This is a genomic window from Anaerotignum sp. (assembly GCF_051877975.1).
Taxonomy (GTDB): domain Bacteria; phylum Bacillota; class Clostridia; order Lachnospirales; family Anaerotignaceae; genus Anaerotignum_A.
The window spans coordinates 35568-56186 of the sequence record NZ_JBJEJK010000010.1 but is presented as its reverse complement, the minus strand read 5'-3'; the positions used below and the strand labels follow the sequence as shown (position 1 = coordinate 56186).

Annotated in this window: 22 protein-coding genes; 11 read left to right on the top strand and 11 right to left on the bottom strand. The window is 44.7% G+C overall.

Annotated elements, in window-relative coordinates:
- The first annotated feature begins 62 nt into the window (after window positions 1-62).
- From dapD to ACI39P_RS01355, 3 genes are all read left to right on the top strand, one after another.
- Entirely contained in the window at window positions 63-776 is a 714-nt protein-coding gene (dapD, locus tag ACI39P_RS01365) for a 2,3,4,5-tetrahydropyridine-2,6-dicarboxylate N-acetyltransferase (protein WP_439718924.1), read from the top strand.
- Window positions 777-981: 205 nt separating this feature from the next.
- Window positions 982-1695, top strand: a complete 714-nt coding sequence (locus ACI39P_RS01360) for a hypothetical protein (protein WP_439718923.1) — start codon at window positions 982-984, stop codon at window positions 1693-1695.
- A gap of 116 nt (window positions 1696-1811) precedes the next feature.
- On the top strand, window positions 1812-2234 hold the full coding sequence (locus tag ACI39P_RS01355; protein ID WP_439718922.1) for an immunoglobulin-like domain-containing protein: 423 nt from the start codon (window positions 1812-1814) through the stop codon (window positions 2232-2234).
- A 96-nt stretch (window positions 2235-2330) separates the two neighbouring features.
- On the opposite strand, the gene ACI39P_RS01350 is transcribed toward ACI39P_RS01355, so the two are convergent.
- Together ACI39P_RS01350 and ACI39P_RS01345 are read right to left on the bottom strand one after the other, a co-directional pair.
- Window positions 2331-2777, bottom strand: coding sequence for an Hsp20/alpha crystallin family protein (locus ACI39P_RS01350; protein WP_439718921.1), 447 nt, complete (start codon window positions 2775-2777; stop codon window positions 2331-2333).
- Window positions 2778-3071: 294 nt separating this feature from the next.
- The gene (locus ACI39P_RS01345) at window positions 3072-3995 is read right to left on the bottom strand and encodes a PfkB family carbohydrate kinase (protein WP_439718920.1); all 924 of its coding nucleotides are present in this window, start codon (window positions 3993-3995) and stop codon (window positions 3072-3074) included.
- A gap of 175 nt (window positions 3996-4170) precedes the next feature.
- Between ACI39P_RS01345 and ACI39P_RS01340 the strand changes: the two genes are divergently transcribed.
- The 7 genes from ACI39P_RS01340 (at window position 4171) to ACI39P_RS01310 (ending at window position 9658) form a co-directional block, all read left to right on the top strand.
- On the top strand, window positions 4171-4899 hold the full coding sequence (locus ACI39P_RS01340; protein WP_439718919.1) for an SIMPL domain-containing protein: 729 nt from the start codon (window positions 4171-4173) through the stop codon (window positions 4897-4899).
- 512 nt (window positions 4900-5411) lie between these two features.
- A complete protein-coding gene (locus ACI39P_RS01335; protein ID WP_439718918.1) occupies window positions 5412-6227 on the top strand; it encodes a hypothetical protein in 816 nt (271 codons plus the stop codon).
- Window positions 6228-6241: 14 nt separating this feature from the next.
- Window positions 6242-6472 (top strand): hypothetical protein, encoded by a 231-nt coding sequence (locus tag ACI39P_RS01330; protein WP_439718917.1) that lies wholly within the window; start codon window positions 6242-6244, stop codon window positions 6470-6472.
- 27 nt (window positions 6473-6499) lie between these two features.
- Window positions 6500-6817 carry a hypothetical protein gene (locus tag ACI39P_RS01325; protein WP_439718916.1) on the top strand — a complete coding sequence of 106 codons (318 nt, stop codon included), beginning with the start codon at window positions 6500-6502 and terminating at the stop codon, window positions 6815-6817.
- 30 nt (window positions 6818-6847) lie between these two features.
- A complete protein-coding gene (locus ACI39P_RS01320; protein ID WP_439718915.1) occupies window positions 6848-7075 on the top strand; it encodes a plasmid mobilization protein in 228 nt (75 codons plus the stop codon).
- Window positions 7076-7533: 458 nt separating this feature from the next.
- Window positions 7534-7929, top strand: coding sequence for a hypothetical protein (locus tag ACI39P_RS01315; RefSeq protein ID WP_439718914.1), 396 nt, complete (start codon window positions 7534-7536; stop codon window positions 7927-7929).
- Window positions 7922-9658 carry a recombinase family protein gene (locus ACI39P_RS01310; protein ID WP_439718913.1) on the top strand — a complete coding sequence of 579 codons (1737 nt, stop codon included), beginning with the start codon at window positions 7922-7924 and terminating at the stop codon, window positions 9656-9658. Before ACI39P_RS01315 ends, ACI39P_RS01310 begins: the two co-directional genes overlap by 8 nt.
- A gap of 76 nt (window positions 9659-9734) precedes the next feature.
- Here ACI39P_RS01310 and ACI39P_RS01305 read toward each other — a convergent pair whose 3' ends face one another.
- The 9 genes from ACI39P_RS01305 to argS all read right to left on the bottom strand — a co-directional run bounded on the left by ACI39P_RS01305 (window position 9735) and on the right by argS (window position 19746).
- A complete protein-coding gene (locus ACI39P_RS01305; RefSeq protein WP_439718912.1) occupies window positions 9735-10115 on the bottom strand; it encodes a nuclear transport factor 2 family protein in 381 nt (126 codons plus the stop codon).
- A gap of 187 nt (window positions 10116-10302) precedes the next feature.
- Complete coding sequence (serS, locus tag ACI39P_RS01300; RefSeq protein WP_439718911.1) at window positions 10303-11598, bottom strand: serine--tRNA ligase; 1296 nt, start codon at window positions 11596-11598, stop codon at window positions 10303-10305.
- A 672-nt stretch (window positions 11599-12270) separates the two neighbouring features.
- On the bottom strand, window positions 12271-13077 hold the full coding sequence (locus ACI39P_RS01295; protein ID WP_439718910.1) for a Cof-type HAD-IIB family hydrolase: 807 nt from the start codon (window positions 13075-13077) through the stop codon (window positions 12271-12273).
- 172 nt (window positions 13078-13249) lie between these two features.
- Complete coding sequence (locus ACI39P_RS01290) at window positions 13250-14191, bottom strand: DUF4446 family protein (RefSeq protein WP_439718909.1); 942 nt, start codon at window positions 14189-14191, stop codon at window positions 13250-13252.
- 11 nt (window positions 14192-14202) lie between these two features.
- A complete protein-coding gene (locus ACI39P_RS01285; protein ID WP_439718908.1) occupies window positions 14203-15105 on the bottom strand; it encodes a ParB/RepB/Spo0J family partition protein in 903 nt (300 codons plus the stop codon).
- A 1-nt stretch (window position 15106) separates the two neighbouring features.
- Window positions 15107-15880, bottom strand: a complete 774-nt coding sequence (locus ACI39P_RS01280) for an AAA family ATPase (protein WP_439718907.1) — start codon at window positions 15878-15880, stop codon at window positions 15107-15109.
- 165 nt (window positions 15881-16045) lie between these two features.
- The gene (locus ACI39P_RS01275; RefSeq protein ID WP_439718906.1) at window positions 16046-16561 is read right to left on the bottom strand and encodes a hypothetical protein; all 516 of its coding nucleotides are present in this window, start codon (window positions 16559-16561) and stop codon (window positions 16046-16048) included.
- Window positions 16562-16864: 303 nt separating this feature from the next.
- Window positions 16865-17836, bottom strand: a complete 972-nt coding sequence (locus ACI39P_RS01270; RefSeq protein WP_439718905.1) for a YegS/Rv2252/BmrU family lipid kinase — start codon at window positions 17834-17836, stop codon at window positions 16865-16867.
- Between the two features lie 209 nt (window positions 17837-18045).
- The gene (gene argS, locus ACI39P_RS01265) at window positions 18046-19746 is read right to left on the bottom strand and encodes an arginine--tRNA ligase (protein ID WP_439718904.1); all 1701 of its coding nucleotides are present in this window, start codon (window positions 19744-19746) and stop codon (window positions 18046-18048) included.
- 520 nt (window positions 19747-20266) lie between these two features.
- On the opposite strand from argS, the gene ACI39P_RS01260 reads away from it, so the two are divergent.
- Entirely contained in the window at window positions 20267-20506 is a 240-nt protein-coding gene (locus tag ACI39P_RS01260) for a hypothetical protein (protein ID WP_439718903.1), read from the top strand.
- The last annotated feature ends 113 nt before the right edge of the window (window positions 20507-20619 follow it).

Sequence of the window (20619 nt, the reverse complement as noted above, 5' to 3'; positions counted from 1 at the left end):
CCGGTTTTTTAAGATATAATGGATTCGATTTATTTTTTCAAAAGAAAAAGGAGTGAAAATTCATGGAATACGATATGACAAATCCCTACGAAATCGCAAAATATATCAAGGATGCAAAAAAGGCAACCCCTGTAAAGATTTACGTGAAAGGCGACCTTTCCGCTGCGAAAGTGCCCGCAGGCGTGAAACTCTTTGGTACCGGTGATTTTTACTTTTTGGTGGGCGACAATGCTTTGGTGCAGGAAGTGCTGAAAGCCAATGCAGATCAAATAAAAGATACATTCACAGAAAATGATACAAGAAACTCTGCCATCCCCCTGCTGGATATCACAAACGTTGAAGCGCGTATCGAACCCGGCTGCACCATCCGCGACCGTGTTTCCATCGGCAAAAACGCTGTCATCATGATGGGCGCTGTCATCAATATCGGCGCAGAAATCGGCGAAGGCACCATGATCGACATGAATGCTGTTTTGGGCGCAAGGGCAACCGTAGGCAAAAATGCCCATATTGGCGCAGGCGTTGTGCTGGCAGGCGTTTTGGAACCCCCTTCTGCAAGCCCTGTTATCGTGGAAGATGGTGTATTGATCGGCGCAAATGCTGTGGTTCTGGAAGGGGTCCATATTGGAAAGGATGCAGTTGTTGCTGCAGGCTCTGTAGTAACAGAAGATGTTCCTGCCGGTGCGGTTGTAGCCGGTTCTCCTGCAAAAATCGTAAAAATGAAAGATGAAAAAACAGAAAGCAAAACACAGCTGCTGGATGATCTGAGAAAATAAACTTAATAGATAAAAAAGAAAAACCGTTTCTGAAAAGAAGCGGTTTTTTTATGCGAATCTTTTCCTTTTTCATTTAAAAAAACATTTCATTTTGCAAAATTGTTTCCAGGATTTAAAGACACAAATAGTGACATTTTCAAGGAGATAGTGTAAAATAAAATTCAAATCACAATTAAACTGGAGGAAAGGAAAGGGTGAAACGGGCATGGAAAAATATGACGCTGCGTTTTCCGATTTGGAAAATCGTTTGATCTATGAAGCCAGAATGATCCCGCCCAATATGGAAACGATAGAAAATCTTCTGCAGGCGGGAGCAGATTTAAACAAAACTGGGGCAGAACGAAATGTATTTCTCACTATTCTGGAATATTATGGCGAATATGTAGATGAAAACGGCGATGTAAAAGAAACAGGAAAATATCTTCCCGCTCTGCTGGAGCTGTTCTTCCGCTATGATCTGGATGTAAAGGTGAAAAATGAAGATGATATGAGTGCCGTATGGTGCTTTATCTGGCCTACGGCTATGGATGAAGGCATGTTGGAGGCGGCAGAACTGCTTCTGCAAAAAGGGGCAAAAGTCAATGCCCGTTATCAAAATGAAACTCCTTTAGATTATCTGGAAGAATCCCTGCATGAAGCAGAGAAAAAAAATAACTGGACGGAATTGGATCTTTTCCGCCGAAAATATCGCGCGCTTTTGATCCGCTATGGCGGCGTACCCCGCTACAGCGGATATGCGGGCTGGGTCAATCCCCAGGTAAATGAAAAAGAACGTCCCCTTCTCTGGGGGGATAAGAGCAGACGGGCAAAGTTAAACCGCAATTTCCGTTACCATTATAATGCGGCGGAAAAAAATTTTGACCTGATCGACGGAAAAACAGAGCAGCTGGTAGGAAAATACTACTCTGCAAAAAGATGAGCATCCATTTCTTTTACATTCATTCCTTTTCTTGTATGGATTAGGAAACTATGGTATAATAGATGCACCTTGTATCACCATTTTGTACAAGCGAAAACAAGAAGGGATGATTCAATATGAGAAAAAAATTTTTGGCATTACTGACGATCTGCATACTGGCACTGGCCGGCTGCGGCGGAGATTATGCAACTGTTTTTGAAGAGGTGAACACCGTGGAAGGCGTATCGCTGACACTGATGGAAGATACCCTGAAGGGTTCCAAAGCCACTTTTGTCATTCACAATGATTCTGACGAAGATGTGCTGTTTGACCCTGTGGAATTTCATCTGGAAAGCAAAAACAAAGACGGTGTATGGGAAGAAAGCGTCGGTACCAGAGAATCCAAATGGAAACGGGATACCACAGAAACCATCCCTGCCGGCACTTCCATCGAAAGGGAAGTTGACTGGAAAGGTCTGTGCGGCAGCATCGGCGGCGGCGAACATCGTATGATCCTGATCGTAAATGACCAGCCCATTGCTTGTACATTTGAAAAATAAAAACGTGATCTAAAAGAAAAGCCCCTGTCCGGAAACAGACAGGGGTTTTTTGATGCCAAAAGGAAAGGGGCGCTTTCACGCCCCGGGAAGGAAGCCTTACCCTTCAATCGCAATCTGGCTTCTCTGCTCAATCACCTGAGGTACTTTTTTCGACAGGCTGATGGTCAGGATGCCATCCTGATATCTTGCTTTAATGTCTTCTGCTGTCAAATCTTCGCCTACATAAAAGCTGCGGCTCATGGTGCCGGAATAACGTTCCTGACGCAGATATTTGCCTTTTTCTTCATTGGTTTCCTGATGTTTTTCTGCGGAAACGGTCAGATAGCCATTTTCCAAATGTACCTGAATCTCGTCTTTTTTGAAGCCGGGCAGATCAATATCTGCTTCGATGGCATCTTCTGTTTCTCTTACGTCTGTTTTCATCAGGTTTTTGGCATGTCTGCCATAGAGGAAATTCCCTTTTCCGAAAAATTCTCTGTTCAGCGGTGAATCTGCCCAATCTTCATCAAATAAATTGTCTCCCAAAATACTATGCATCATCATATGTCATATCTCCTTTCAAAAGATATATTAAATTGGATTCGCACGATCGGTGAGAGCCGAGGTGTTTTATTCTTTGAACTAGGGGAAGATATCTTTCTCATTTTTCTCTCTCTCTTTTGTTCAAATACAATATAACACCATTTGTTAGCACTGTCAACAGGTGAGTGCTAATGTTCACAAAAACTTAACATAATATTTTAAATCAAAAAAACCCCCTTGTTTTTCCCACTTATCCCCTCTTCCCCCTTTACATAATATAGAAAAACCCGGCGCAAATGCATGGCCGGGTTTCGATTATCTCAGTTTTTCCTGCAATTCCAGGGGCATCGATGCCAACGCCCTTTCAAAATCTTCTTCTTCCAGCAAACCGCCGGCATTGCCCACCACAGCGGAAGAAATATGATTCGCCGCCTGGATGGCATCGGCAAAGGAAAGCCCCAGCCGTCTGGCGGAAATGACCGCCCCCATGTGGCTGTCCCCTGCGCCGATGGTATCTTTGACTTGAGCGGGAACAGGGGGTGCAAAATGGTCTGCCCCATCGAAGCAATAGGCGCCCTTTTCCCCCAAGGTAATGATGACAGCATTTCCCGTTTTTCCATAAATGGCGCGAGCCGCTTCCTCCACGGTCTTTTTCCCCGTAAAAGCAAGGCTTTCCCCTTCATTCATGTGCAGAATGGGATGCAGCGCCAGCATAGCCTCCATACGGTCGGGCTGGATTTCCATGATACGGGCGCCGGGGGCAAAATAGATGGTATATGCCGGGTGCTTCCGCAGATATTCGATGATGTTCCAGCCGGTGTATTCCTCAATTTCCAAGCCGCAGACATAGACACTGTCAATGGAGGCGGTATCGATTTTCTCCAGATATTCCTCGTAAAAGGTATATTCAATGCCATGGTCTACGATAAAGGTGCGCTCTCCGCCGGTTTCCACCATACAGTAGCAGCAGCCATTTTCCTCCGGGCGGGTCACATAAATGGGAACCCCCCGTTCCTCCAATTTTTTATGGACAAAATCCCCATAGATGCCTGTACCTACCGCCGTGCAAAGGCTATAGGGCGCGCCAAAATGATGCAGGATATCGGAAACAAGATAGGCACAGCCCCCCAAAGAACGGGTCTGGCTGCTAATATGGACATCCTCCCCTGTTTTCGGCAAATGGGGAATATTTACAATCACATCGACCACCGCAGAGCCGATGACTAAGGTCTGTTTCATAGAAAATCACTCCAAATGATATTTAAACGTTTTCCTGCATTTAGTATAATAGAAAAAAGTATACTTGAAAACGATATTTTTTCAAAAAAATGGGAACTGTTTCCAATTTCATCCGTCCAATGAGAAAAAGACATTTGTACACAAAATATGTTCTAGTTGAAAGGAGAGAATGGGTATGAAAAAATGGAAAAAAGCATTGGCTGTTTTGACGGCAACAATGGCTCTGGCCATCGGCGGCAGCTGCATGGCCTACGCCGCAGAAGGGGAAATCAACGTAACCGGCACCGGCATCGTGCAGGCAGACCCCGATACGGCGGAAATTTACCTGAGCGTGGAAACCACAGGGAAAACCTCCCAGGCGGCTCAGAAGGAAAATAATAAAATCGTGGAGGCTGTCACAAAAGCTATGACAGAACTGGGTGTATCAAAAGAAAATATCGTGACCACCTACACTTCTGTCTATCCCATGTATAACTACGACGATACAACGGGCAAGCGTACCGTTGACAGCTATCGTTCCAGCACAGATTTACAGGTGGCCACAAAAGATATCGACAATACAGGGAAATATATCGATGCGGCCCTGAAGGCGGGAGCAACAGGCACCAATGGCGTTTCCTTCTCCCTTTCTGACCAAAGCGCCTATTATGGGCAGGCATTGCAGGCAGCAGTGAAAAATGCAGAAAAATCCGCCACTTCCATCGCCCAGGCATACGGAAAATCTTTAGGGGTCGTGAAGAGCGTGACAGAAACTTCCCGCAACGCTTATTATGTGGAAAATGCCAAACTATCCATGGCTGTAGAAGAAGCTGCGGCAGACAGCGCAGGGGGCTATGGCGGCACTTCCATCAGCTATGGCAAGATCAAGATCACAGCAAATATTTCCGTAACCTATGATTTCTAAGAAGTATCATTTGGCAACAAAAAAAGGATGTCCTTTAGCCGTGTGCCGATAAGACAGTAATCTGAGAAAACTACAAAATCGGCATCTGCCAAGCAGGATTGGACAACAAAACAGGCGGCACTCAACTTCGGTTGGGTGCTGCCTGTTTTTGCACAGCTAAGGGTTGAAAATCGCCTATTTTCTGTTCTGTAAGGTAAGGATAGTGAAAAGGGTGAAATAGTTGTCATCTCGGTAATGAAAGCACTCCTGAATAGTGAATCGCGCTACAATAAACAGCGTTCGCTGAATAGAATGAACTTTTCCGTTTGCAATAACTTTCCCTATAAATCGTAAAGCTGATAGATCAAGGATCGATGCGAAGTACACACGACTTCATCAAAAACGCGCAAACGCCGAATGCTTGTAGCAAATGACCTGCTATAAACGATAAATTTCCGCAGACAGCTTGAAAGAGCTCTTGTTATTGTGCTATAATATGTGTACACACTCTGACGATTTTGGAGGGCTTTTCTATGAAACGTACTATCGCATTGTGGCTATCCATAATGTTGTGTTTGTTATTAGCTGCTTGTTCGCAGGATTCCTCGGATCTTCTGAAAGTTCCAGTGTCTGCAAATGATTGCAAAGGCAAAAATTATCAAGACGTAGTGAACGATATATCTGCGGCAGGATTCGTAAATATCCAGACAAAAACAATAGAGGACCTCGTTACGGGATGGCTGACGAAAGATGGGGAAGTAGAAGAAGTAACTATTGACGGAGACGGTTCGTTTCGTGCGGGAGACACGTTTGATAAAACTGCTGCAATCATAGTTTCTTATCATACCTTTCCAAGCAAGAACGAGGAGGTTACAACCGATTCGGCGGGACACTCAGAAACAAGTACGCCCCCTGAAAATTACAGCACTGAGACAGAGAAGTGGCTTGCGTCAAGCGAATATGCCGATTGTGTAGCAGACGGAAAATTTCCTGCTGTTCCGGGAAATAATCCTTACGGCAGCGGTGTAAACGAGAGCAGCAGGAACCCCAACATTTACTATCTTAACTCTTCAATGAGGGGTCCTTGGGGCAAAGAAACGGAATACGGCGATTACGAATATTATATCCCCAGTGGAAAGTATTTAGTTATGAATGCTTCTAACCCCAAGCAATACGATTACGTGGCAACTGCCTGTAACGTGTATGTTGGCAATCCAGAAAATGACGATGAATATGCTACTTACTCTTTTTCACAATATGGTGAAATTCAAGAAATCTTTATTCCAGATGGATACTATGTGAGCCTGACGGTATCGGGGATTATTACCCTTGAACCACTTGAACAATAAGGAGGCGCATCAAAGTGGCGAAAACAATTCGTTGTCCCAATATATTCTGCAACAGCACAAATGTAGTTCCCATTTCAACTAAGACAAAGTTTTCTTTTGGCAAAGCCGCTGTCGGTGGAGCAATTGGCAGTTTATTCAATCCATTGGGAACTGCTGTCGGTATTGCAACAGGTATTAACGGAAAACATGGGAAAACAAAATTTATATGTCAAAAATGCGGAAAAGTATTTGAGCGAAAAGTTTGACAAAGACGTTGCAAAGAGGGTAGGCACATGGACCCATTGGCTATTAAATTTGAAGAGGAAATCCGCGCCAAGATGCTTCATGCAAAAAAAGAATGTAGATACAATCCCACACGTTTTAACCAGATGATAGCCAAGTATGGTGGTGTTGAAACGGCTAAACGGCTAATTGCAAATGCTCTCCAAACAGGAAATACATCAGACGGTTTTACTACGCTGTGTCTTTACGGGAGATTAGATTTAACGATGGAAAATTCTGTTTGCAAGCCTGAATATCAATCCCTGTTCTCTCCCGAAGAAATAGCATATTGCAAAGAAGTTCTTGAACAAAAAAATTCGTGCTCTTAATGGCTCGATTCTGATTTTGAGGTACAGTTAATGTCAGAAAAGCGAAAACCCGCAATCCGTCAACGACCGATACAGGTCAAATTCTTCGTAGATGAAAAAGAACTCGGCTTGATAAAGGCGAGGATGGCGCAGCTTGGGATAGAGAATATGAGCGCTTACCTTCGCCAAGTGGCGATCGACGGATATGCGTCAAAACTGGATTTGCCTGAACGCCGTGAACCCCAAAAATCCCTGACTCACTTTCCGAAGATAGATTGATGTTCAGCTCCGCAGGAGCGCAGCCAATTTCCTTGAAATTGTTAAAGGGTTTGGGATGTTTCCCAACAAGGTTTTGCAAAAGGTAAGCACGGCTGAAATTTTGCAAAACGCGCGAGTGGGTACCGCCGTGCATTGCTTGCCGGAATGGCAAGCTCCGGTGTGGGTACTCACCGGATTTGCTTGCTATTCTGCAAGGAAATCCCGGTCGTGCCACGCCGGATTTCGCAAGTGTAGCTACACTTGCTGTGCTTGCTATTCTCCGTTTCCCATATTAGCAAGCGCCATTTTCCAAATGGAAATCGGCGGCAACCGCCGCCTTGTCTGCCGAAAAGCGAAACGGACGGACGCTGTCAATGGCGGCGCAGCCGTACATCTTGACCATTGACGGCGTTCGTCTGTTTTGCTATTCCAACTGGATTTTTGCATGAAATGAACCGAAGCGAAGGAGGCTTGACGAAGTGAATCCGAAAGAAAATGACAATGAGATCATCGAACTGACCGACGAGGAACTGGACGAGATTTTTGCCGATGATGATTTTGATAACGGCGAGGAGGACGGTGAAATCCGCTCGTTTTATTTCTCCAATCCTGACCCGTATGCAAAGGTCAAGCCACGCCCCGACGATGCCCCCAAGAGGGAGTTTTCTTTCGATGAAAAGGGCAACATCGTGGTGAAAAACCCGTCCGCCTTTTGGCTGCCCGACGTCAAAATCGTGGAGGAACACGGCGGCACGGAATACACCGTAACCGGCAGCTACGAGGGAACGGAAACCCTCGACAGGAAGCTCAGACGCATCATGGAACAGAACGCTGCCGATGATAAAAACGGTATCACGGAGGACGCCGATGAGTAACGACGTTTCTCTTGATATAAACAAAGAATCCAATCCTGTTCAGACAGTTGCCCCGCCGAAGGAGGACAACAATATGTTAAGGGCAACCGACAAAATCACAGCGCTTTATTGCAGACTGTCCGTGGAGGACACCAAAGAAAAAGGCGGCAAGGATGACCCGTCGAACTCCATCCAGCATCAGCAGATCATGTTAATGGAGTATGCAAAATCTCAGCACTTTCCGAACCCGACGTTCTTTATTGATGATGGGTACAGCGGCGTGGATTTTTCCAACCGCCCCGGCTTTCAGAAGATGCTTGCGGAAATTGAAGCCGGTCATGTGGAAGTGGTGATTACGAAAGATCTTTCAAGACTCGGTCGTAATTCTTCGCTGACAGGGCTTTATATCAACTACACGTTTCCTCAGTACGGCGTGCGGTATATTGCCATCAATGACCACTTCGACACTATTGACCCCAACAGCACCGACAGCGACATGGCAGGTATCAAGAACTGGTTCAACGAGTGGTATTCCAAGGATACCAGCCGCAAAATCCGTGCCGTCAACAAGGCAAAGGGAGAGCGCGGAGAGCGCTTGACCACCAACATTCCCTACGGCTATAAGCGTGACTCTGACGATCCTAAGAAGTGGGTGATTGATGAGGAAGCGGCGCAGATTGTGAAGCGGATCTTCGCACTCTGTATGGAGGGAAAAGGACCGAGTCAGATCGCCGCCCTGCTGGAAAAGGAGAAGGTGCTGAACCCAACCACATACAAGCAGCGGGAGGGCAGAAAAACACCGCATCAGACTCCGGAGAATGAGTACCGCTGGCACGAAAGCACCGTTGCTTACATCCTCGAATACATGGAGTACACAGGCTGCACGGTCAATTTCAAGACCTACACCAACTCCATTTGGGACAAGAAGCAGCGGGAAAATCCAATGGAGAATCGCAAGATTTTCTATAACACCCACCCGGCAATCATCTCTCCGGAAGTCTTTGATAAGGTGCAGGAGATCAGGCAGCAGCGGCATCGCAGAACAGCGACGGGGAAGAGCAATATGTTCTCCGGCTTGGTGTTCTGCAACGACTGCAAGCAGAAGCTCTACTACTCCACCACCAGCTATTTTGAAAAGCGGCAGGACTTCTTCATCTGCTCCACCCATCGTGCCAATAAGGACAAGTGCAGCGGACATTATATCCGTGCCGTTGTGCTGGAACAAATCGTCTGGAAGCACATTCAGGAGGTCATATCGGTAGTCACTCGCTATGAGGCGTATTTCCGTTCTGAAATGGAGCAAAAGCTCCGTATACAGAGCGAGGAATCGCTGCGACTGTCTCAGAAGCGGCTGGCACAGGCTGAGAAGCGAATCGGCGAGCTTGACCGCCTTTTCATCCGCATTTATGAGGACAATGTAGCCGGACGGCTGGATGATGAGCGCTTTGCCATGATGAGCAAGAACTACACCGAGGAACAAAAAGACCTCAAAGCCGAGGTCATGGGTCTGCAACAGCAAATACATGAACAGGAACAACAGGCAGAGAATATAGAGCAGTTTGTTCAGCGGGTAAAGAGGAACAGCGCCCTTACGGAGCTGACCCCCTATGCCCTCAGAGAGCTTGTCAAGGCGGTCTATGTGGATGCACCGGACAAGTCCAGCGGCAAGCGCAGGCAGAAGGTACATATCGAGTACGACCTTGTGGGCTACATTCCCGTGGATGAGCTGCTAAAAGCGGAACAGGCATGACCGAGATCATGCCTGTTCCAAGAAATTTGAGTTTTACTGTCTTACCAGCAGGGGGCCTTGGACATCCTTTTTTTCGTTATTCTCCATAGGGGCGAATCATTCTGCTGTTTGCACCATATTCCCGCAGGGATTTGATCTGTTCATTTTCATCCCATTCAACAATATAGACCCCATCCATCCAGCGGGTAGTACCATTTTTGGCCAATGCTTCCATATGCCATTCCACAAAGGTCTTATCTTCTGTATGCATAAACCGATTGACTTTCCATATATTCATGCGATTGTTCTTATGCCAGTCTTGGAACCATCTGCCAATCTCTTCTTTGCCAAAATACTGATTGCCCCAGCATTCTGTGTATACCACATCCTCTGTAAAAAGGGCATTCATAGGCATGACATCATCACTCAGCCACATATCGAACCAAACCTTGATTGTTTCCTCTCTCTGACGCATCATAAAACGCACCCCCATCTCGTTCTGTTCCCAATATATGTACAAATGTATTTCTATAGTCTCATTCTAGCACAAAAAATACTGCCTTACAAGGATGAAAACAGAGAATCGGGCGGGAAAAAACCAGGCTCACAGGAGGTATTCAAAAAAAGAAACCCCTATCAAAGATAGGGGTTCATTTCATTTTTAATTATTTCTTTTTGGAAGGGATCAGTTTCTTTGTACCGCCCATGTAAGGCCACAGAACTTCGGGGATATTGACTGTACCGTCAGCCTGCAGGTTATTTTCCAAGAATGCGATCAGCATACGAGGAGGTGCTGCTACTGTGTTGTTCAGTGTATGTGCGAAATATTTCTTACCATCTGCACCCTGTACACGGATATTCAGACGTCTTGCCTGTGCATCGCCCAGGTTGGAGCAGCTGCCGATTTCGAAATATTTTTTCTGTCTGGGAGACCATGCTTCTACGTCAACGGATTTTACCTTCAGGTCTGCCAGGTCACCGGAGCAGCATTCCAGTGTTCTTACGGGGATATCCATGGAACGGAACAGATCTACTGTATTCTGCCACAGTTTATCATACCACATGGGAGATTCTTCGGGCTTACATACCACGATCATTTCCTGCTTTTCAAACTGATGGATACGGTAAACGCCTCTTTCTTCGATACCATGAGCACCTTTTTCCTTACGGAAGCAAGGGCTGTAGCTTGTCAGTGTCTGAGGCAGGTCTTCTTCTTTATTGATGGAATCGATGAATTTACCGATCATAGAATGTTCAGAAGTACCGATCAGATACAGATCTTCCCCTTCGATCTTATACATCATAGCATCCATTTCAGCGAAGCTCATTACGCCTGTTACAACATTGGAACGGATCATGAAAGGAGGAATGCAGTATTTGAAGCCTCTGCCAATCATAAAATCTCTGGCATAAGCCAAAACTGCGGAATGCAGACGAGCGATATCGCCCATCAGGTAATAGAAACCATTGCCGGCAACTTTTCTTGCGCTTTCCAGATCGATACCATCGAAAGTTTCCATGATATCTGTGTGATAAGGAATTTCAAAATCGGGAACAACGGGTTCACCGAATCTTTCTACTTCTACATTTTCGCTGTCATCTTTCCCGATGGGAACAGAAGGATCGATGATATTGGGAATGGTCATCATGATGACTTTGATACGATCTTCTACTTCTTTTTCTCTTGCACTCAGCACTTCTACTCTTTCTGCTTCAGCGGCGATCTGTGCTTTTACCTTTTCTGCTTCTTCCTTTTCGCCTTTGCCCATCAGCGCACCGATCTGTTTGGAAAGTTTGTTTCTTTCCGCTCTCAGAGCTTCTACTTCCTGTTTGATGGCTCTGTTTTCTTTATCCAGTTCCAAAACTTCATCTACCAGAGGCAGTTTCTGATCCTGGAATTTTTTACGGATATTTTCCTTTACAACTTCAGGGTTTTCTCTTACAAATTTGATGTCTAACATAGTTTGATGACCTCCTTAAAATGTTGAAAATCGATTGGATTCGGAAGTTTTTTATATTTATTTTCTGAAAGACAGGCGGCTCTTTACCCATTCTTTCAAAGCATAAAAAAAACTCCCAATCCCTAAACAAATTCAGGGACGAGAGTAAATTTCCCGCGTTGCCACCCAGATTGCCCGGAAATCTTCCGGACCTCTTGAACAGCTATAAAGGGCTTACCCTTCCGGCTTTCACCGGCAGCTTGGAAAGTGGAACATTTTTTATCCTCCGCCGATTCACACCAGCCACCGGCTCTCTGTGGGAGACTTCAAAAATTTAGCTTTCCTTCAGGCTTCCGCCATCGCTATTTTGGTTCGATTGCTTTATTATATCACAATACTGGAAAATTTCAACCCCTATTTCTATGAAATCCGGGTCAAATCTGTCCCACAAAAAACCGTGATTTTTTGTAAAAAAGGTCTAATTTTAATACAATTTTAATTTTTTTATAAAGCCAAATGCGGCATATCCGTGTTATACTATTATATGTACAAGAAAACCCCTTTTCCTGTACCACAATATGCCCCGGGGTGGCGCGCGCACCCCATGGCCCAGTGTCTCCCCTGGCACTGGGCCTTCCCTTTTTACTGCGTAAAAGCATAAAAAAAGATGCCAATAAAAAATTGGCACCTTTTTTATGACAATATGAATTTTTCAATGACTTCCGCCACGCCATGTTCATCACAGGTGCGTTCCGTAATATAATCGGCAGCAGCTTTCACATGTTCTTCCCCATTTTTCATGGCAACCCCCAGGCCTGCCCGCTGAATCATAGATAAATCATTATCGCTGTCCCCAATGGCAATCACATCTTTCAAATCCACGCCGGCTTCTTTTGCCGTAGCCTCCAGGGCATTCCCCTTAGTGACCTCTTTTTGCACAAATTCCAAATAGACATCACTGGAAAAGAACAAATTCCCATGCTGCCCCACCAGAGGCAAGGCTTTTTCTTTCAATTCCAGCAGCTTTTCTTTGGGGCCGTTGAACAGACATTTTGTAAATTCCCCTTCATATTCCATAGGGTCTTTTAAAATGCGCAAATTGGTACCCATGACTTTTGTATATCTTTCCACCCGTTCCGTATGCCGCTCTGCCAAGAACCGGCGGTCATCGTAATAATAAATTTCCAAACCCAACTCCCGGGCAATTTTTGCCACCGGCGCGATCAGGGCTGGAGAAAAACTCCGCCGGATCACCAGCTTCATATCCCGCAAATCATAGACGGCGGCTCCATTTTGGCAGATGACATAGCCCTTTCTGCCAATCAGGTTCAATTCTTCCAGAAAGCGTTCCACGCCGAAAACACCTCTGCCTGTGCAGATTACAAAATCCACGCCTTTATCCACAGCTTTTCGGATGGCAGCAGAGTTTTCCACAGAAATACTAACTCCTTTCCATAATAATGTGCCATCCATATCGGAAAATACCATTTTATAGCCCATTTTGGCCTCCTTTGTTTACATAAATTTATCTTCATCCTTGTGGATAACCCTGTTGATATTGTGGAAAAACCACTGAATAACTACAATTTTCCTCAAAGTTATCCACAAAATGTGGAAAAATTTTTAAGTTATCCACATTTTGGATACGAAAAAAGGGGTTTCCCCCTTTCTCTTATTTTTCTTTGTTTTCTTCCTCTTCCTCTATTTTTTCGATAAATAAGGGTTCCATAAAGACAGGCTCCATGAAAACAGGCTCGGGGATTCCTGCCTCTTCCACAGGTTCCTTTTCTTCTGTCTCTGCCTTCTGTTCTTCTTCCTTTGCTTCTTCCTCGGCTTCTCTTTCTGCAGCTCTTGCTTCTTCCCGCATTTTTAGAATAGATTCCGCCGCAGCAATCTTCCCCGCCAGGGTTTCTTCCTTTAAGATCAGCTCTTTTTCCGCCTGGGTCACATCGCCAATGGAGGACATTTTAGGTGTATTTGCTTTTTCTTCAGCTTCATCCACTTCCACCATTTCCACCTGATCCAATGTGATCTGTTCCTCCATGGCAGTATCTTTATCTTTTCTTCTGAAGGTTGGCTTGAAGCGAACCTTTACAACCTTTTCATGCTCCGGCTGATATGCCTGATTCTTCGCCATATCTACCGCCTTGATCTCCTCTTCAGAAAGCATATAGGTGCTGACCCCCATTTCAATGGGCTTCGCATAGGTGAAGGAACCGGTTCGGCTATGGATGCCGTTCAGCACAACCCCATTATCATTGCCGTCCAAAAGAGCCAGGGCAAAGCAGAGATTGCCTCCCATTTCATCGAAGGGATTATACCGGATCAGCCCCACCTTTTGTATCTTGGATTTATCGGTCTGATCCATATCCGTCACCATATCCAACAGCTTAGAATATTTTTCTTCGATGCGCTTGGAGGTTTCAAAATATTCTTCAATTTTCATTTCAAGATTATGGGAGGGTCTGCGATTTGCCCCCATAAAATAATCATATTTTTTCTTCTGCCCGCTGAACTTTACAAACAGCACAATGCAGAGGATGAATAACACCACCACTGCCGCTGCCAGTACCAACAGCAGAATCATTATCGTTTCCTGTGTCAATTCTATCATACGCTTCATCCTTATCGTTTCAGGAGCGCCAGCAGGCGTTCCAAATCATCTTCGGAATAGTATTCGATTTCAATTTTGCCTTTATTCCGTTTTCCCATTGGTTTTAATTTTACCTTTGTAGAAAACAGATTTTTCAAATCGTCCTCAATGGCACGATAAGCCGTTTCATCGGCCTTCCCTGTTTCTGGCTGCACGTCATCCGCTTTTTCCGCCTTTGACAAACGTGCTTTTACCAATGCTTCCACAGCACGCACACTGAGCCCCTCTTCAATAACATGCTCCGCCAGTTCAAACTGCGCATCCCCATCAGTAATAGAAAGCAGCGTGCGGGCGTGTCCGCCGGTCAGCTTATTTTCCACAACAAAATTACGGACACGGGGATCCAACTGCAGCAGGCGAAGGGAATTTGTAATGGCAGATCGGCTTTTGCCCACCTTCTCCGCGATTTTTTCCTGGCTTAAGCCAAATTCCTCCTGCAAACGCAGGTAGCTTTCCGCTTCTTCCATAGGATTCAGGTCTTCCCTTTGGAGATTTTCCACCAAAGCGGCTTCAAAAGCCTCGCTTTCTTCCCATTTTTTTACGACAACAGGCACTTTTTCCATACCGGCGATTTTGGCCGCCCGCCAACGTCTTTCTCCGGCGATGATTTCATAATAGTCACCGGATTTTTTTACAACGATAGGCTGAATCATGCCATAGGTTTTCAGAGAAACTGCCAATTCTTCCAAGGCTGTTTCATCGAAATATTTTCTGGGCTGTTTGCGGTTTGGCTCAATCTGATCCAATTCCAGCTCTACAACAGCCTCCTCCTTTTTTGCATTGGGCTGAGCCACCCGCATATCTTCCAGTTCTGTATTGATGAGGGCATTGATGCCAAGCCCCTTGGAGCCTAACCCTTTTTTCTTTACAGCCATATCAATTCCACTCCTTTTCCATGACTTCCTCTGCCAGCAATGCATAAGCCTCTGCCCCCTTGGATTTTGGATCGTAAAGATGGATAGGCAGACCGTGGCTGGGGGATTCCCCAAGGCGCACATTTCTGGGAATGATGGTACGGTATACATTCTGACCCAAAGAACGTTTCACTTCCTCTACCACTTGTAGAGAAAGGTTTGTTCTGGCATCGAACATCGTAAAAACAATGCCTTCGATATCCAAATCCGGATTCAGGCGTTTTTTCACCAAGTTTACTGTATGCAGCAGCTGTTCCAGCCCCTCCAGCGCAAAATATTCACATTGGATGGGAACCAGAACCGTATCCGCCGCCACCAGGGCATTGACGGTAATCATATTTAAAGAAGGAGGACAATCGATGATGATAAAATCATACCCATCCTTCCATTCGGAGAGAGCCTCCCGCAGGATAAATTCCCGTCTTTCATTGCCGATGAGTTCAATTTCTGCTCCGGTCAGGTTGATATTTGCAGGAACCACTTCCAAACCTTCCACACAGGTAGGCTGTTTCACCTCTGCTATGGTAGCTTCTCCCAAAAATACATCGTAAATCGTCAGAGGGACGCTGTTTTTATCCAGGCCAAGGCCGCTGGTGGTGTTTCCCTGCTGGTCTGCATCCACAGCAAGCACCTTCTTCCCCTCTGCCGCTAGACAGGCGGAAAGATTGATGGCTGTTGTGGTTTTTCCCACGCCGCCTTTCTGATTTGTCACCGCAATGACTCTTACTTTGCTCATATTTTTCCCGCCTTTCTTCCTTTATTTTCTCAATATATTGATTATATCATAATAATTTGATGATGCAAATAAAAAAGGAACGTTTCACGTGAAACATTCCTCGTTTTTTTCTATATTTTTTTGTTTATGTTTCACGTGAAACATTGTGAAAAGCTGTAAACTCTATCAAAAATCCATTTCCGCATGAGAAAATTTCGGCAAGGATTTTTCTGTTGCCAGATGGAATTTCAGCATAGCAAATCTGGCAATGGGCTGTGCGATCAAAGATTCAACCGCAAAGGAAATAGCAAAATTTCTGGGCCAATTATGGATAAAGCCATAAATAGGAGCCATGGAAATCTGCCGCATGCCAATCCATGTACCAACAACCGTCAAAACCACAGACATCATAAGCACACAGGAAAGAATATTTGCCAAAATCACAGCATGGAAGCTGTCCCCTTCCTGAACGATCTTAAAAGTCAGTTTTCCGGCAGGCTTTTCTGTCAGCAGGACCAAAAGGATCACAACGGGCCAGATCAGGGGAACCGTATGCAATGCATCTTTATATACGTCCAAGCAAAATCCCATTTCCATCATGGTAATCACAGGTGCAATGATGTTTACAGAGATAATAGAGATGATTGCCATAAACAGTGCCTGCTCTTTTTTGTTTCTAGGTAATTTCATGTAAAAATCCATTTTCATTTTCTCCTTTTCTTTTTTGGCGCAAAAAAATACCAACTCAGAATTTTTCATCTGAAAAATTCTGTGCTGGTTCTCATTCCCGGAAAAATTCCGTTTCTGTATTTATACGCACCAAATATTTTGATATCCTCTCTACCAAGATATTGTATACGAAATTGGAATCGATTGCAAACCGAAAAATTTAAATTTTTTTCATTTTTCTTTGTATAAAAAGCGCATAGTGTTTTTTCCTGCAAACAAAGGGCGCAAAAGAAAAAGCCATTTCATTCCGTCAAAGGCAATAAAATGGCTTTCTAATCATAATTTTGCAGGGGTCCCCACATTTTTCAGCCAGCTATTCAGCTTCAGCTCATGTTTATTTTCCAATTCTTCAAATTTACCGAATACAGGAATTGCCTTGGGGATCACCTTCACATCGAAGGGCATATCCGGCCCCATTTCCCCATCTACTGTAGATTCCATGATTTTAAAAGTTTCATCCAGACATTCTATCTTAAAATAATGATCTTTCAGATACAGTACATTTTTATCATGAATATGTTCCCCTGTAATCATCTTCATCAGAACAGGAGTCATTTCGTAAAGGGGGCGTCCCTTAATGGCAATAAACTCAAATGCTCCATCGGTAATAGAAGCTTCGGGGGAAAGATTCGTAAATCCTCCCGTTCCAGCAGAATTGAGGATCATGTAAAAATACAAATCTTCTTCAATGACTTCCTTACTGGTGGTAATGCGAAAAGGAATCTTGCGGAACTGCGGCAGCTGCTCCACTCCCTTTAAATAATAAGAAAGACTGCCCAGTGCATTTTTCACATCTTTATCTACCGTCTTGGAAACATTGGTGAAGAAACCGCCAGCGCAGACATTGATAAAGAAAATAGAATCATTCACCAGACCCAAATCGATATCCACAGGTTTCGTGGAGACGATGGTCTTGCAGACATCTTCCACCTGACCGCTCTTAAACCCCAAATAAGTGGCAAAATCATTGGCAGTGCCGGAAGGAATAATGCCCAAAGGAATATGCAGTCCCCTTCTCATCATGGCATTCAGCACAATATTGACCGTACCATCGCCGCCGGAAGCAACGATAATATCGTAATTGGGGTCCATCTGGGCAATATGCTTATCGATATCCCCAGGGTGCAGGGTACGGAAGGGATGGACTTCATAGCCGCCTTCCTGAAAAATGCCAATGCAGACATCCAGATCAAATTTAAAACTTTTATTCCCAGAAAAGGGATTGTAAAACAATTTCAATTTTTTCATACAAACATTTCCTTCTTTCAAAAAGAAATTTAAACTTTCATGCATGAAATGCGGCAGATACCGCTGCCAATAACTAAGGCTTACGTACACCCTTGGAGGCTTACAAAGCAGCCCCATGCTTACTCATATCATCAGGCTGTCTCATGCATTATGCAGAGGAATTTCTGCAAGCAATCATCCTGCTGTTAGCCATTTTGACAACTCGTTCATCACATCTGTTCCGGTGCGGAAATGCCCAGAAGACGCAGACCTTCCTTCAATACGGTCTTTACTGCCACAACCACAGCCAAACGAGCCTGTCTTACTTCCGGTTCGCTGTTCAGAATCGGATTATCGTGGTAGAACTTATTGAAGGCCTGTGCGATGGCAACCAAATGTCTTGTTACCACGGAGGGTTCCAGTTTTGCCGCCGCATCCTTAATCTTATCAGGGAAAGCTTCCAGCAGCTTGCAGACATCCAAAGATGCTTCATCAGACAGGGTTGTAAAATCAATATTTTCAAAGTTCAGTTCCCCTGCCCGTTTCAGGATGGAGCAGGCGCGGGCGTGGGTATACTGCACATAAGGGCCTGTCTCACCATCGAAGTTCAGCATTCTTTCCCAAGAGAACACAACATCCTTAATTCTTGTGTTATACAGGTCGTTAAAGATAACCGCACCGATGCCAACCTGTTTTGCAACTTCTTCTTTATTTTCCAAATCAGGATTTTTTTCTTCAATAATACGTTTTGTTTCGGCGCAGGCCTGATTCAGCAGATCTTCCATCAGAACCACATGGCCATGACGAGTGGAAAGCTTGCCGCTGTCCAGAGAAACCAGACCAAAAGGTACATGAATCAGATCTTTATACCAATCATAGCCCATTTTATGAATAACTTCGAACCACTGGGCAAAATGCAGATTCTGGTCCAGTGCGGTCAGGTAAATGCACTTGTCGAAATTGTATGTTTTCTTACGGTAGAGTGCCGCAGTAATATCCCTTGTTGCATACAGTGTACCGCCATCCTTACGGATAATCAGGCAGGGAGGCATATTTTTATCCTCCAGATCCACGATCATGGCACCTTCAGATTCCTTCAGCAGACCTTTTTCCTTCAATTCTTCCACAACGGCATCCATTTTGTCATTATAGAAGGATTCGCCGGTATAAGCATCGAATTTTACGCCCAGCATTTCATAAACCCGTTCAAATTCCTTGATACTGATATCATAGAACCATTTCCACAGGGTCAGGGCTTCTTCATCCCCTTCCTGCATTTTTACAAACCACAGACGGGCTTCATCGTCCATTTTCAGCTCAGGATGTTTTTCTGCTTCATCGTGGAACTTTACATAAATTCGCATCAATTCCTGAATCCCGTCTTTTTCCACAGCTTCCTTGCTGCCCCAATTTTTATAGGCAACGATCAGCTTGCCGAACTGGGTGCCCCAGTCCCCCAGATGGTTGACGCCTTCGCAATGATAGCCCAGCTCTTCATGAATTTTATAGATGGCATTCCCAATCACCGTAGAGCGCAGATGGCCTACATGGAAAGGCTTTGCGATATTAGGGGAAGAATAGTCGATGACAATGGTTTTCCCTGCGCCCATATCACTTTTGCCGTAATTTTCTTTCTGTTCCAAAACAGCGGAAAGCACCTGTTTCGCATAAACCCCTTTATCCACAAAGAAGTTAATATAGGCACCGACCACTTCCATTTTTGCAATGAAATCGGGCTTTTCAATCTTTTCAATCAGCTCGTTGGCGATCATCGGGGGTGCTTTGCGGAAAACCTTTGCCAAACGGAAACAAGGGTAGGCAAAATCCCCCATTTCCTTCTTTGCAGGAATTTCCACAGCAGCAGCCGCATCTTCCACGGGGATATCCGCAGCAGCAGCCAGAAGTTTTGCAATTTCTATTTTAAAATCCATATATTTTCCCTCCAAAAAATCCCTTTATAGAAAGGGACATACTTCTATTTAATGTAGCATAAAAATGGCGGAAAATCAAGGGAAAGGGCAATAGTTCTAGGTTTCGGCTCTAAATTCGAGTTCTCGATTATTCCATTATCTCTAATTGCGCCCAGTCGGGCGAAAATCTGCTTCTACAAACCTGCTAACCGCCCATTTGGAACTGCATCGGCAAAACAAAAACCTTCTTCCCTACTTTTTTTGAAAAAAAGTAACAAAAAACCAAATGGTCGCTTCGCTCCTAGGCGGCAAGCCGCCATAGAACCCTTTCAAATGGTTCCCAGACCCTCTAATGGTCTAAGGGGAACAATGTTTTCTGCGGAACCTGCTTTTGCAGTGCAAAAGTTCCGCAATAATCCCTTCCCCACAATGCCTTATGGCATGGAGAAAAGCGGCGGCGGTGCGCCTGCAACAGAATTGTAGCATTTCGGCAAAGATTTGTTTTTTTGTGCTATTCTATGGGGAAAAGGAGGTTTTACAAATGGAAGAAATGCGCCAAAAATTAAGAGTTTTAGAAAAAATGACCCATGAATTAGATTGTATCTGCGGTTTGGTTTATGTATTAAAAGATGCAATCTGCGAAAACGAAGATGAATTGAATGTACATTATTCCATGGCTTCATTTTACATCAGTGAACAATTAAATAATTTTAAAGAAAAACTAGATATGCTACTGGAAGACTTATTCGATGCTTTCAGAAATTTAAAGCCATCGGCATAAGTCCGCCCCCGCGCAGGTGGTCTGTCGCTGGGAATGTATACTATTTGTATCTCTTTCCCAGCGACACCCACCGAGGGAAGGGGGCATTCGATATCCCTATGCAGCAACTAAAA

Bases quoted from the DNA above. Each gene is read 5' to 3' on its own strand.
- dapD (WP_439718924.1), top strand. From the start codon at position 63: ATGGAATACGATATGACAAATCCCTACGAAATCGCAAAATATATCAAG.
- ACI39P_RS01360 (WP_439718923.1), top strand. From the start codon at position 982: ATGGAAAAATATGACGCTGCGTTTTCCGATTTGGAAAATCGTTTGATC.
- ACI39P_RS01355 (WP_439718922.1), top strand. From the start codon at position 1,812: ATGAGAAAAAAATTTTTGGCATTACTGACGATCTGCATACTGGCACTG.
- ACI39P_RS01350 (WP_439718921.1), bottom strand. From the start codon at position 2,777: ATGATGATGCATAGTATTTTGGGAGACAATTTATTTGATGAAGATTGG.
- ACI39P_RS01345 (WP_439718920.1), bottom strand. From the start codon at position 3,995: ATGAAACAGACCTTAGTCATCGGCTCTGCGGTGGTCGATGTGATTGTA.
- ACI39P_RS01340 (WP_439718919.1), top strand. From the start codon at position 4,171: ATGAAAAAATGGAAAAAAGCATTGGCTGTTTTGACGGCAACAATGGCT.
- ACI39P_RS01335 (WP_439718918.1), top strand. From the start codon at position 5,412: ATGAAACGTACTATCGCATTGTGGCTATCCATAATGTTGTGTTTGTTA.
- ACI39P_RS01325 (WP_439718916.1), top strand. From the start codon at position 6,500: ATGGACCCATTGGCTATTAAATTTGAAGAGGAAATCCGCGCCAAGATG.
- ACI39P_RS01320 (WP_439718915.1), top strand. From the start codon at position 6,848: ATGTCAGAAAAGCGAAAACCCGCAATCCGTCAACGACCGATACAGGTC.
- ACI39P_RS01310 (WP_439718913.1), top strand. From the start codon at position 7,922: ATGAGTAACGACGTTTCTCTTGATATAAACAAAGAATCCAATCCTGTT.
- ACI39P_RS01305 (WP_439718912.1), bottom strand. From the start codon at position 10,115: ATGATGCGTCAGAGAGAGGAAACAATCAAGGTTTGGTTCGATATGTGG.
- serS (WP_439718911.1), bottom strand. From the start codon at position 11,598: ATGTTAGACATCAAATTTGTAAGAGAAAACCCTGAAGTTGTAAAGGAA.
- ACI39P_RS01295 (WP_439718910.1), bottom strand. From the start codon at position 13,077: ATGGGCTATAAAATGGTATTTTCCGATATGGATGGCACATTATTATGG.
- ACI39P_RS01290 (WP_439718909.1), bottom strand. From the start codon at position 14,191: ATGATAGAATTGACACAGGAAACGATAATGATTCTGCTGTTGGTACTG.
- ACI39P_RS01285 (WP_439718908.1), bottom strand. From the start codon at position 15,105: ATGGCTGTAAAGAAAAAAGGGTTAGGCTCCAAGGGGCTTGGCATCAAT.
- ACI39P_RS01280 (WP_439718907.1), bottom strand. From the start codon at position 15,880: ATGAGCAAAGTAAGAGTCATTGCGGTGACAAATCAGAAAGGCGGCGTG.
- ACI39P_RS01275 (WP_439718906.1), bottom strand. From the start codon at position 16,561: ATGGATTTTTACATGAAATTACCTAGAAACAAAAAAGAGCAGGCACTG.
- ACI39P_RS01270 (WP_439718905.1), bottom strand. From the start codon at position 17,836: ATGAAAAAATTGAAATTGTTTTACAATCCCTTTTCTGGGAATAAAAGT.
- argS (WP_439718904.1), bottom strand. From the start codon at position 19,746: ATGGATTTTAAAATAGAAATTGCAAAACTTCTGGCTGCTGCTGCGGAT.
- ACI39P_RS01260 (WP_439718903.1), top strand. From the start codon at position 20,267: ATGGAAGAAATGCGCCAAAAATTAAGAGTTTTAGAAAAAATGACCCAT.